Here is an 11,758-nt window from a genome sequence, read left to right on the forward strand (position 1 = left end):
CATCGTTTGGCCGAAACGCCAATTATTATTTGTCGTTTTTCTTGAGAAAAAATAGCTGACGAAGAATTGAGGGGCCTGCTATCAAGCTTTACTCACAGCTTCCTGTGCATAAGTTTTGCATAAATCTGGTAAAGTCGCCAAACAGCATATCTGTCAGCGCTTGGCCATATCGTCGCGTACCGAGATATCGCCGAGATCATATCCCGAGCGGTGGGCCGCCCTCGCAAGCAGATGTGCGGACACCGGCGCCGTCAGCAGGAAGAAGATGAAGCCGGCAAGGGCGCGGGCGAGAATCACCGAATCTTCGGAATAAAGGCCGGCGGCAAAGAGCAGCAATCCCGAGCCGACAGTCCCCGCCTTCGAGGCCGAATGCATGCGGGTATAGAGATCGGGCAGCCTGACGAGGCCGATCGCCGCCGAAAGCGCAAAGAGCGCACCGGCAATCATCAGCAGGGCCGTGACGGCTGCGACGATATAATCCATCATTGCCTCTTCCTCCCCGTCCGGCGTTTTTTGGCCTTGCTCTTCGCCACCGCGGCGGAAGGCGGGGATTTGATGCTGCCGCGCGACAGCACGAAGCGGGCGAAGGCGACGGTTGCCAGGAAGCCGACAAGGCCGAGCGAGATGGCGATATCGATATAGAGCGAAAAGCCGGTCTTGATCGCGATGACGGCGATGAAGCCGATCGCTATGCCAGTCAGCATGTCGAGGGCGAGGATGCGATCCGGCAATGTCGGACCGGCAATAACCCGCCAGACAGTCAGAAGCAGCGCCAGGCCGAGGATGACGAGGGCGCCCGAGGATGCGGCCGTGATGATGGCGGCGGGCGTGATCACCGGAAGGCCTCCATGATCTTGCGTTCAAAACCGTTGGCAATATTCCGCCTCGTCGCCTCGGGATCGGAACAATCGAGCGCGTGGACATAGAGCGTGCGGCGATCTGTGGAGACGTCGACCGAAAGCGTGCCTGGCGTCAGCGTAATGAGGTTTGCGAGCAGAGTGATCTCGAAATCGCTCGTTACCGTCAAAGGGAAGGCAAAGATGCCGGGCTTCAGCTTCATGTCGGGCGAGAGAACCGTGATTGTGACCTTCCAGGCCGACAGCGACAATTCCTTCAGAAACAGAGCGGCGAGCGAGAGCAGCGGTCCAACGCGGCGCGGATAGGTCTTGCCGCCGAAGGGTTCGCGAATGATGAAGAGCGCCAAAGCCGCGAGCAGGAAGCCGAAGATGAGATTGAGCAGCGAGACGCTGCCGGTGACGGCAACCCAACCAATGGCGAGCAGCAGGTTGAAGAGGAAGGCGGTCACGGCGCGCGCCCTCCTGGAAAAACCGAATGAAGATAGGCTTGGCGGTCGACAAGACCGGCTGCGGCCGATTGCGACAATCGCAACAGCTGTTCCGGGGCGATGCCGAAGCCGATGACCAGCGCCGTCAACGCAGCGAGCGACAGCCCGGTGCGCCAACACCTCCTCGACGGGGCGAGCGCTATCGGCGCTGGGCGCCAATAGGCGAGCAGGAAGAGGCGCCCGAAGGCGATCGTCGTCAGAAAACCTCCGGTGAGGATCGAGGCCGCCAGCCACCAGGCGCCGATATCGAGCGAGGCCTTGACGAGAATGACTTTCGGCCAGAAGCCGGAAAAGGGCGGCAGGCCGCAAGCGGCAAGGAAGAGCACGAAGGAGACTGCGGTGAAACCGCCGCTTTGCCTATAGAGCCCGCCGAGAGCCGAGAGCGAAAAGCCGCCGCCGCGCCGGGCGATCTCGCCGGCGGCAAGGTAGAGCGCCGTCATCAGCACCATGGAATGGACCGCATAGAAGACCGCGCCGCTGATGCCGCCAATCCCGCCGAGGGCCACGCCGGCGAGCATGTTGCCGATGCCCGAGATGACGACATAGCCGAACAGCCTGCGGATGTCGTTTTCGGCAAGCGCGCCGAGGGCGCCGACCAGAATGGTCGCGGCCGCAGCGAGCGCGATCAGGAAGCCAAGATCCTCGCGCTCGACCGGCAGCAGCATGATCATCACCCGGATCAGGGCGTAGATGCCGACCTTGGTGAGCAAGCCGGCAAAGAGCCCGGAGACGACGATGCGCGGCGTATGGTAGGAGGCCGGCAGCCAGAAATTGACCGGAAACGCGGCTGCCTTCATGCCGAAGGCAAGCAGGAAGAGACTTGCAAGCGTCATCAGCGGCGCCGTGCCACGCAGGGCCGTCGCCTTTGCGGCGATATCGGCCATATTGAGCGTGCCGAAAATGGCATAAAGAATGCCGACGCCGGCCAGGAACAAGGTCGTGGCGATGAGATTGAGCACCGCATATTTCAGCGCGCCGTCGATCTGTTCGCGTTCGGAGCCGAGGATGATCAGCCCGAAAGAGGAGATCAGCAGCACCTCGAACCAGACGTAGAGATTGAAGATATCGCCGGTCAGAAAGGTGCCGGTGACGCCTGCCATCAAAAGCATGAGCAGCGGGAAGAAACCATACCGCCGGCCGCTTTCACCAATATCGGCAAGCGCATAGATGCCGCCAGCGAGCGCGGCAAGAGCTGCGGTGAACGCCATCAGTGCACCGAAAAGATCGACGGTGAAGGCGATTCCGAAGGGCGGCAGCCAGCGGCCCATGACCATGGTGAGCGGGCCTCCGGCTGCGACCTTCGCCAGCAGTGCCGCATCCATCAGCGCCAGCAGCATGAGACCCGATATGGCAAGCCAGGCCTGCAGCCGTGGATAGGCGCGCAAAATCAGCAAGACGGCGCCGAGCGTGATGCAATGGGCGACCGGTAGGATGGCGAGCCAGTGCCCGATCGGTACCGGAGCGGTGATCATGGCGGCGGAGAGATCGATAGGCGTGGTGGGGGCAGCCATCAGATGGCGCCTCCACTATCGGAAGAGAGGGGGGTGAGCATCCGCACAAACATCCGCCTCAATACCCCAATGGCGGCAACGGGCGGTCGTCGGGCTCGGCAGCATGCATTTCGCTGGTATCGTCGGTGCCGAGGTCCTGATAGGCGCGGTAGGTCAGCACCAGCAGGAAGGCGAGGAAAGAGAAGGAGATGACGATCGCGGTCAGGATGAGCGCCTGCGGCAGCGGGTTCGCCGTGCCGGAGGGCAAGGCGTCGAGATCCGCCGGGATGATCGGCGGCACTTCGCGCGTCAGCCGGCCCGATGTAAAGAGCAGGAGGTTGACCGCGTTGCCGAGGATGGCGATGCCGAGCATGATGCGGATCGAGAATTTCGACAGCATCAGATAGATGGCGGCGGCAAAGAACAGGCCGACGAGGATCGAAAGAAGCGGTTCCATCATTCCACCTCCCTTTCTTCCAGCGCCAGCGCGATCGAGGCAATGGCGCCGAGCACGACCAGATAGACGCTGATATCGAAGAGCAGGACGCTCGACAGCGGTACCTCTACGCCGAAAAGCTTCGGATAGATCCAGAGACCGGTCATGAAGGGAACCGCAAAGAAGATGGAGAGAAGGCCCGCCATCGTCGAAAGCAGCAGGCCGGCGCCGGCAATCGATAGCGGATGGAAGAACAGCGCACGGCGCACGGCCGAAACGCCGCGAGCGATACCGTAGACTGCCAGTCCAGAGGCTGCGATCAGCCCGCCGATGAAGCCGCCGCCCGGTTCGTTATGGCCGCGCAGCAGCACGAAGACGGAAAAGAGCAGCATCAGCGCGGTCAGGAACGGAGCGACGGTGCGGAAGATAAGGGTGTTCATTCGATCAGCCCTCCGCCTCGATCGAGTCAGGATCATTGGCAGCAAGCTTGCGCTCCGTGCCGGCGCGGATGCGGATCAGCGCCAGGATGGCAAGGCCGGCGACGGCGACGACGGCGATTTCGCCGAGCGTGTCGGTGCCCCGGAAATCGACGATGATGACGTTGACCACGTTGGCGCCGTGGGCGATCGATTTGGAGTAGGCGTTGAAGAAGGCTGTCAGCGTATCGTTGAACGGCATCTGCGTCGCCCGTATCAATAAAAGCGTGAAACCGAGACCGCAGCCAAACGCGAGCGTACCATCGAAGATCCTGCGGCCGGGCGGGCGCCGGTCGGCGGAAACAAGGCGAAGCCTGGTCATGACGAGGGCGAGGATGACCACCGAAAGGGTTTCGACCATGAACTGGGTGAAGGAGAGGTCCGGTGCGCCGAACAGCAGGAAGATGATGGAGACCGCGAAACCCTGAATGCCGAGCGAGACGATCGCCGTCAGCCGATCGCGGGCGATGAGCACGCCGGCAAGGCCAACGGCGGCGATCAGGAATACCGCCCATTCATGGAGCCTGACATCGGCCGGCCAGACGGGAAGGCGCGGCAATTCTCCATAGACGACAAGCGGAACCAACAGAATGGCTGCAACGCAGACGAAGGTGCAGGTGACATAGATATCGAGCCGCCCCGGCTGGGTAAAACGCGTGATGCGGCCGGCGAGCCGCACGAGACCCGATACGGCAAGGTCGAAACCGTGATCCGGCCCCCGCCCCGCCGAGCGCAAAAGGACGGCCATCAGCAAGCGTGCGTGTGCGAACTGCCAGTAGACGCCGATGCCGAGCAGCACCGTCAGGACGGAGAGCGCCAGCGGCAGGCCGATATGCGGCGTGAGCGAAATGTCTATTTCGGCCGGGCCTCCGCGGATGGCGGCTGATATTGGCGAGGACAGAGCTGAATGGGTGAACCTTGAAAAGACTGCCGCAAACAGACCCAGGACGGCGAGGATGGCCGGGCCGAACCAGAGCAGGACGGGCGCTTCGTGCGGATGTTTCGGCGTCTCCACCGGTCGACCGAGGAAGGGCTTCAGAGTCACGACGAAGGCGACAGCGAACATCAGCGCATTGCCGAAGACGGTGATTGAAGTGAAGGTCAGCGCGCGAATATCGCCGCCGGCGAGCGCGGCATAGATCTCCTCCTTGGCGAGGAAACCGAAGAAGGGCGGCAGGCCGGCCATGGAGAATGCGGCCGCGAGCGCGATAACAGACGTCAGCGGCATCGCCCGCATCAGGCCACCGAGCTCGGTGATATCGCGCGTGCCGGTCTCATGATCGATGATGCCGGCGACCATGAAGAGCGAGCCTTTGAAGAGGGAGTGCGCCACCAGATAGAGCGCTGCCGCCTCCACCGCATATTCCGAGCCGAAGCCGACCAGCAGGACGAGCAGGCCGAGCGAGGAGACGGTGGTATAGGCGAGCTTGAGCTTCAGGTCCGTCTGGCCGATGGCGAGCGCCGCGCCGACCACCAGCGTCAGCCCGCCGAAGAAGGGCAGAAGGATTTCCCAGGCGGGTGTCGCGCCCATGATCGGATTGAGCCGCATCAGCAGATAGACGCCGGCCTTCACCATGGTGGCCGAATGGAGGTAGGCCGAAACCGGCGTCGGCGCCTCCATGGCGTTCGGCAGCCAGAAATGAAAGGGAAATTGCGCCGATTTGGTGAAGGCGCCGACCAGGACCAGAATGAGAGCGGCGAGATAGAACGGGCTCTCACGCACGACATCGCCGGATCCGATGAGCAGCGACATCTGCGTGACGCCTGACATGTTCCAGAGGAGCAGCAGGCCGGCGAGCAGGAAGAGCCCTCCCCCGCCCGTGACGACCAGCGCCTGCAGGGCGGCGCGGCGAGCTGCCTCACGCTCGTGATCGAAGCCGATCAGCAGGAAGGAGGTGATCGATGTCAGTTCCCAGAAGATTAAGAACATCAGGAAACTGTCGGAAACGACGACGCCGAGCATCGCGCCCATGAAGAGGAAGATGAACGAGAAGAAGCGGCCCTGATCCTTGTGACCTCTCAGATACCCGCCGGCATAAAGCACGATCAGCGTGCCGATACCGGTGATCAGGAGCGCGAAGGCCAGCGACAGGCCATCAAGGAACCAGGAGAAGGAAAGATTGTAGCTCGGCACCCAGACATAACCGCCGGCGACGACCTCGCCGCGGGCGATGACGGGAACGAAACGGAGGAAATGCAGGAAGGCGAGCAAAGGAGCGATCGCCAGGAGCCATGCACCGTTTGCCCCGAAGACGCGGATAACGAAGGGAGCAACGACAGCGCCGGCGAGCGGCAGACACAAGGCCAGAAATGTCAGAGCCGTGACATCGGCCATGTCTCCTCCTCTACCGGCAACAGACGAAGGCCGGCGGGGCCAGCTCATTTCCTGACTTAGGCGAAATGGTAGAGGGTCTCAAGCAATTTCGATCACAGGGCGAAGCTGCCCGTCATGTTCGAAAAGCGTATCAGGCCATCGACCGGGAAAGACGTGTCAACAGCCGGGCGAGGCAACCGTGAAGGATGAAAAGCAAAAGCGTCAGCGGCCAGACAAGGCAGGCAAAGAGCCCGACGAGACGATACAGCGTCAAGCCGTCGTGATTGGCCCAGCCTTCCAACATCGTGACCGCCATGGCGGCCACGGCCACGAGGCCGTAGAGCAGGAAGATTGCAGCTTCAAACAACAGTGACTCTCCAATGCACGTCACATTAACCCTAACGGAAAATCCCTAACGGATGTAAAAGCAATCGTCTTCCCTCATTGCGGTATGCCGCGAATCTCGCGACGCTGCGCCGCAGACTTGATGAAACCAGGGCAACGCACCACATTTCTCGCGAAACGGAACCGCCCCTCGGCAAAAGGAGCACGTCATGTCCGAAACTGCAACCACCGCCAAGATTCACAAGACCGATGCCGAATGGAAGGAGCAGCTCACTCCCGAGCAATATCGCATCACGCGCCAGCACGGCACCGAGCGTGCCTTCACCGGCCCCTACTGGGATTCCTTCGAGACAGGACTTTACCGCTGCGTCGGCTGTAATGCGCCGCTTTTCCGCTCCGACACGAAATTCGATGCCGGCTGCGGCTGGCCGAGCTATTTCGAAGCAGTATCATCAGATGCAGTAACCGAGCATCGCGATACCACCTACGGCATGGTGCGCACCGAAATCCGCTGCGGCGCCTGCGACGCCCATCTCGGTCACGTGTTTCCCGACGGCCCGCCGCCGACCGGCCTGCGCTACTGCATCAACGGCCACGCCATGGTGTTCGAACCCGGGAAGTAAGCACCGGGCCTTGTGATCGGCAAGCGGCTCATCCGATGCGATGAGCCGCTGATTTTCTCCGTCGCTCGCGCTGTCGATGAGCCGGCGATTCCCCCTGCAGGATAAGGCCGATGACGCGAGATATTCTGAGCACCGACCGGCTGCGACTGCGGGAGATCACGCCCGCCGACCTGCCGTTCCTTCATCGCATTTTCGGCGATGAAGAATGCATGCGCTATTACCCCGGCATAAAGACGTTCGACGAGACCGAAAGCTGGTTTCGCAGGCTCGCCTTCGACAGCTATACCAATCACGGTTTCGGCCTCTGGGCCGTGGTTGACCGAAAGAGCGGCGCGTTGCTCGGCGATTGCGGCATTACGCTCCAGGAAACGTCCGCCGGCCTGGAACCGGAGATCGGCTACCACCTGTGGCGCGATCATTGGGGCAAGGGCTATGCCGTCGAAGCGGCTACCGCGGGATCATGCGCTGCAAACCCTTGGCCTTGCGCGCATCGTCTCGATCGTCAGGCCCGACAACATTCCCTCCCAGCGCGTGGCCGGGCGGGTGCATCGACGGCGGGAAACATCCCTCAAATCAGCACGTCCCGACGACAGCCGGACAGAGTTCTACCTCTACATCACGGACAGGACATAGAGCTGATCCCGTTGTGAGCCGATGCCTGTGCAGCTCGACAGTTGGCGACGCCAGTTCGCCGATCACTCGTGATCGGCGGGGCAAGGCCAGGTCGCCGGTGCGGAGAGGCCCGTCGGCAGCTTGGTCGAGGCGTCACCGCAGGCAAGGTCGATCTGCGCTTGCTCGAGGCCGGCGGCGGCCGAGAGGTCAAGGCCCTCGATGCGGGTCAGGAACATGAAGGCACGGTCGAACATCACTGGGCCTTCGAAGGTCGCCCCGGAGAGGTCGGCACGGGAGAGATTGGCGAAAGAGAATTTCGCTCCCGTCAGCACCGCCTTGTCGAAATCGGCGCGGCCGAGTTCGGCCTTTTCGAATGTGGCGCCGGAGAGCTGGGCGCCTGCAAAATTGGCGCGCTGCAACTCCGCGCCGGCAAAGGACGCGCCTTCGGCGGCGATATTGGCGAAGCTGGACCGATAGGCCTCGATTTTGGCGAAGTTGGCGCCTTCGGCGTGGGCACCCTCTAGCGAGGCGCGCACCAGAGTCGCCTTCTCGAGATTGGCGGACTTGACGTTGGCGCCGCTAAGATCGGTCAACGAGAAATCCGTGCTGAAGAGGTTGGCGCCTTCGAGATCACTGCCCTGCAACATCAGGTTCTTCTTGGTGCATTCCTGCCAGTCGAGCTTCGGCGAAGCCATGCTGCCGCACTCGGCAGCTCGCGTGGAGATCGGGGCAAAGGCAAGAAGAACGAGAGCAAAGAGGCCGAGCGGCGATCCGTGCATTGCCATTGAACTGTTTACCTCCGTGACGCTTTCAGGCCACCTCTCGCGAAGCAGGCCGTCACTCATTTCTACACAGCTCAGACTACAATAAAAAGATGGCGAACGCTTGCTGACGTTGGATTTAGCGGATCAATCCGTCTTGCCGGGCAGTAGGATCAATCCGTCTTGCCGGGCAGGCGAAGCTCCATGCAGGTGAGATCCAGCCAGCGGCCGAATTTGGTGCCAACCTCGGAAAATCTGCCGGCGATGCGGAAACCGAGCTTTTCGTGCAGCCTGATCGACGCCGCGTTTTCCGCTTCGATGCCGGCGATCATGACATGGATATTGCCGGCTGCGGCCCGCGCGATCAGCTCCCGCATCAGGCGCTCGCCGATGCCGGCGCCGCGACAGTCCTGGTCAACATAGACGGAATGCTCGACCGTGTGGCGGTAGCCGTCGAAGGCACGCCAATCGCCATAAGAGGCATAACCTGCGACCTTGCCTGATATCTCGGCCACGATGACGGGAAAGCCTCGCGCCTTGCGCGCCCTGAACCACTCCAGCCGATTTTCGAGATCGACCAGCGTGTCGTTCCAGATCGCCGTCGTGTGCTCGACGGCGTGATTGTAGATATCCCGGATGTCGGAAAGATCGGCCTCGGTGGCATCGCGGAGGAGAACGGCGTCTGTCATGATTGCCTGGTTCGAATTGCCTGCTACCGCGTCTTTGGGAAGGCGTGACGCGAGGATTGAAAGTGTTAGAGCGTCTTTGCACGTTTGAAAGTAAGCGCGGCGCTCTAAGCGGGCATACGCTCCGCATCGGGAGATGTAAACGGCGGATGCGAAAGACGGACAACTGAGGAATGATCGTCGTTCAGAGACCCGGCGGCGACAGGCTGAAACAGGTGAAAACAGCCGAATAGTGCACGGCGGCGGCGGTGACGACGAAGCCGTGCCAGATGGCGTTCTGGAACCGCAGCTTCTCCCAGACATGGAAGACGACACCCAGCGAATAAATGATGCCGCCGATGATGATCAGTAGCATCGAGGCGAAAGGAATGCGCGAGGCGACAGGCTCGGCGACCACAATTCCGCTCCAGCCCATGGCGAGATAAAGCAGGATGGCAAAACGGTCATAGCGCCCGGGAAAGACGCATTTCAAAATAATGCCGGCGGCGGCGAACAGCCAGATCGCGACCAGCATGAAGAGGAGCAGCGGCTCGTCGGCGCCGCGCTCGAGAAACGGGGTATAGGTGGCGGCGATCAGGATGAAAATTGCCGAATGATCGAAACGGCGCAGATACCATTTCGTGCGCGAGACCGGCCAGGCGTTGTAGGAAAAGGAAATGGCAAGCGTCAGCACCAGCCCGACGCTGTAGATCCAGGCGGCGGCAAGCGCGCCGTAAGAACTCCAGACCGTAGCATAAAAGATCAGCACGGTCGCTCCGATCAGCGCCAGCACAAGGCCGACGCCGTGTACGATGCCGTCGGCGATCAGTTCGTATCTGTCGTAAGCCCAGCGAATGCCGTTGAACTCGGCCATGCACGCCCGTCCGTTTCACAACCCGAATGAGATCGTCTCATCGAACGGGCGGGTGCGCAACTGCGACGAACCGAGCGGCGGTAAATCTTCGTGACAGACCGCAAGAGCCCGCCGACGTATCCGGCTATGTGAAATCAAACTTTCTGCCTGTCGACCAGTACCGAGCATTTGGCATGACGCACGACGCGGTCGGCCGTGGCGCCGATGAAGTAGTTGGAAAAGTCCGGAAGGTGCGAGGCGACGATAATGAGATCAGCGCCCAGATTTTCGGCGGACGAAATGATGGCTTTTGCCGGTGGACCGTTGCGGATTTCGACGGTTGCCCGGATGCCGGTCCGGGCGATCAGCCCTTCCAGCTTCTCGCGGCCGTCCCTCATCGCGTCCTCGACGATATTGGCCGGCAGTTCGACCGCGACATAGGTCGGCACATCCTCGATGACATTGAGCAAGACGATCTCGCCGCCTTCATCCAGCAGGGAGGCGGCCTTGCGCAGGATTATTTCTCCCTTGTCCATGTTTCCGATTGCGACCGCTACGATGATCTTCCTGTACATGCTGCCCTCCATGACGATGCATGCATAAGCTTCCTCTAAAGAAGATATGGGCGCATTGACCGCAATCAAGTGAGCGATGGGGATCGTCAACGCCTGCTCAACGCTTCATCCTCAAAAACGAGCCTTCTGTGAACAATCGGAATCCGCCATATAGGGGTCAAGTACGGCACCGAGGGCCATCAGAGCGAATGAACCGGCGAAACTTCCTCGGGCTTGCCACCAGCGGCATGTTTGCCGCCACCGCCGGTGCGCTATCCATCCCGAGCATTCCCCATCGGGGAATTGCTCGAGGGCCAATTCGGAGTAAGGAGAACAACCCATGACGACAGAAGCTTCTTATGCGCTGACGCGGCCCGCCTATATCGACCAATCGCACCTAGTCGTGACCGACCTCGGTCTCGTTTCCGGCTTCTATCAATCGATACTCGGCTTGAAGGTCATCGAGAAGACGGCAAGCGGGGAAGTGCTCGGTGTCGGCGGCGTGCCGCTGCTGACGCTGACGACCGTGAAAGATGCCCGCATCGCGCCGCGCGATGCCGCCGGCCTTTTCCACACCGCGTTCCTGATGCCTGACCGCACCAAACTGGCCCGCTGGCTGCGCCATGCCGCCCATAACAACGTCGCGCTGGACGGGGCCTCGGACCATCTCGTCAGCGAGGCGATCTATCTTTCCGACCCCGAAGGCAACGGCATCGAAATCTATGCCGACCGGCCGCACGAACAATGGAAATTCCACCAGGACGGCATGGTGGAGATGGCAACGCTGCGCCTCGACCTGCAGGCGCTCTACAACTGCGCCCCCGACGAGCGCTGGGCCGGCATGGCCGATGGGACGGCGATCGGCCACCTGCATCTGCAGGTCGGCGACATCCCCCAGGCCGACGCCTTTTACCGCGACGTCCTCGGCCTGACGTTGATGGCGAGCCGTCCCGGCGCCAGCTTCTTTGCGACCGGCGGCTACCATCACCATCTCGCCGCCAATATCTGGAACAGCCGTGGCGCCACGGCGCGCGCCGGCAACATGACCGGGCTTTCCGACTACAAGATCCGTTTCAACGACAAGGCGACGCTGGATGCGGCGGTCTCCAAGCTCGATCAACTGGAGATCAAGAGCGAGAGGCGTGATGGCGGCGTGTTTCTGCGCGATCCCTGGGGCATCGGCCTGACACTTTCGGCGTAATTTCCACGTTGCAATCGACCAACCATGGCGGTTGAAGACATTGACGCCATGCGAGCAAAGCCTTGAGCGCGAAGGCATGCCGC

At 61.4% G+C, this 11,758-nt stretch carries 14 protein-coding genes and 1 pseudogene; 3 read left to right on the forward strand and 12 right to left on the reverse strand.

All coding sequences use genetic code 11. The features are described from left to right. Positions 1-153: 153 nt before the first annotated feature. The 8 genes from mnhG to EFD55_RS17230 form a co-directional block, all read right to left on the reverse strand. Positions 154-486, reverse strand: coding sequence for a monovalent cation/H(+) antiporter subunit G (gene mnhG / locus EFD55_RS17195; RefSeq protein ID WP_125846264.1), 333 nt, complete (start codon positions 484-486; stop codon positions 154-156). After that, complete coding sequence (locus EFD55_RS17200; RefSeq protein WP_125846265.1) at positions 483-836, reverse strand: cation:proton antiporter; 354 nt, start codon at positions 834-836, stop codon at positions 483-485. Before EFD55_RS17200 ends, mnhG begins: the two co-directional genes overlap by 4 nt. Then, on the reverse strand, positions 833-1,306 hold the full coding sequence (locus EFD55_RS17205; RefSeq protein ID WP_125846266.1) for a Na+/H+ antiporter subunit E: 474 nt from the start codon (positions 1,304-1,306) through the stop codon (positions 833-835). Before EFD55_RS17205 ends, EFD55_RS17200 begins: the two co-directional genes overlap by 4 nt. Then, positions 1,303-2,856, reverse strand: coding sequence for a Na+/H+ antiporter subunit D (locus EFD55_RS17210; RefSeq protein WP_125846267.1), 1,554 nt, complete (start codon positions 2,854-2,856; stop codon positions 1,303-1,305). Before EFD55_RS17210 ends, EFD55_RS17205 begins: the two co-directional genes overlap by 4 nt. Before the next feature lie 58 nt (positions 2,857-2,914). Continuing rightward, positions 2,915-3,292, reverse strand: a complete 378-nt coding sequence (locus EFD55_RS17215; RefSeq protein WP_125846382.1) for a Na+/H+ antiporter subunit C — start codon at positions 3,290-3,292, stop codon at positions 2,915-2,917. Continuing rightward, a complete protein-coding gene (locus tag EFD55_RS17220; RefSeq protein WP_125846268.1) occupies positions 3,292-3,711 on the reverse strand; it encodes a Na(+)/H(+) antiporter subunit B in 420 nt (139 codons plus the stop codon). Before EFD55_RS17220 ends, EFD55_RS17215 begins: the two co-directional genes overlap by 1 nt. A 4-nt stretch (positions 3,712-3,715) precedes the next feature. After that, positions 3,716-6,082, reverse strand: a complete 2,367-nt coding sequence (locus EFD55_RS17225; RefSeq protein ID WP_125846269.1) for a putative monovalent cation/H+ antiporter subunit A — start codon at positions 6,080-6,082, stop codon at positions 3,716-3,718. 130 nt (positions 6,083-6,212) lie between these two features. Further along, positions 6,213-6,428, reverse strand: a complete 216-nt coding sequence (locus EFD55_RS17230) for a hypothetical protein (protein WP_125846270.1) — start codon at positions 6,426-6,428, stop codon at positions 6,213-6,215. Between the two features lie 187 nt (positions 6,429-6,615). Here EFD55_RS17230 and msrB point away from each other — a divergent pair, with 187 nt between their 5' ends. Continuing rightward, a complete protein-coding gene (msrB, locus tag EFD55_RS17235; RefSeq protein WP_125846271.1) occupies positions 6,616-7,029 on the forward strand; it encodes a peptide-methionine (R)-S-oxide reductase MsrB in 414 nt (137 codons plus the stop codon). Positions 7,030-7,139: 110 nt separating this feature from the next. Next, positions 7,140-7,662: pseudogene (locus tag EFD55_RS17240) on the forward strand (GNAT family N-acetyltransferase). A 62-nt stretch (positions 7,663-7,724) separates the two neighbouring features. Here EFD55_RS17240 and EFD55_RS17245 read toward each other — a convergent pair. The 4 genes from EFD55_RS17245 to EFD55_RS17260 form a co-directional block, all read right to left on the reverse strand. Next, entirely contained in the window at positions 7,725-8,426 is a 702-nt protein-coding gene (locus tag EFD55_RS17245) for a pentapeptide repeat-containing protein (RefSeq protein ID WP_125846272.1), read from the reverse strand. Positions 8,427-8,575: 149 nt separating this feature from the next. Continuing rightward, a complete protein-coding gene (locus tag EFD55_RS17250; protein ID WP_125846273.1) occupies positions 8,576-9,091 on the reverse strand; it encodes a GNAT family N-acetyltransferase in 516 nt (171 codons plus the stop codon). 181 nt (positions 9,092-9,272) lie between these two features. Continuing rightward, positions 9,273-9,941 carry a PAQR family membrane homeostasis protein TrhA gene (gene trhA / locus EFD55_RS17255; RefSeq protein WP_125846274.1) on the reverse strand — a complete coding sequence of 223 codons (669 nt, stop codon included), beginning with the start codon at positions 9,939-9,941 and terminating at the stop codon, positions 9,273-9,275. 134 nt (positions 9,942-10,075) lie between these two features. Next, a complete protein-coding gene (locus EFD55_RS17260) occupies positions 10,076-10,495 on the reverse strand; it encodes a universal stress protein (RefSeq protein ID WP_125846275.1) in 420 nt (139 codons plus the stop codon). Between the two features lie 319 nt (positions 10,496-10,814). On the opposite strand from EFD55_RS17260, the gene EFD55_RS17270 reads away from it, so the two are divergent. Next, positions 10,815-11,675, forward strand: coding sequence for a VOC family protein (locus tag EFD55_RS17270; protein ID WP_125846277.1), 861 nt, complete (start codon positions 10,815-10,817; stop codon positions 11,673-11,675). The last annotated feature ends 83 nt before the right edge of the window (positions 11,676-11,758 follow it).

Source organism: Rhizobium pisi (assembly GCF_003938655.1).
In the GTDB taxonomy this organism is placed as follows: domain Bacteria; phylum Pseudomonadota; class Alphaproteobacteria; order Rhizobiales; family Rhizobiaceae; genus Rhizobium; species Rhizobium pisi.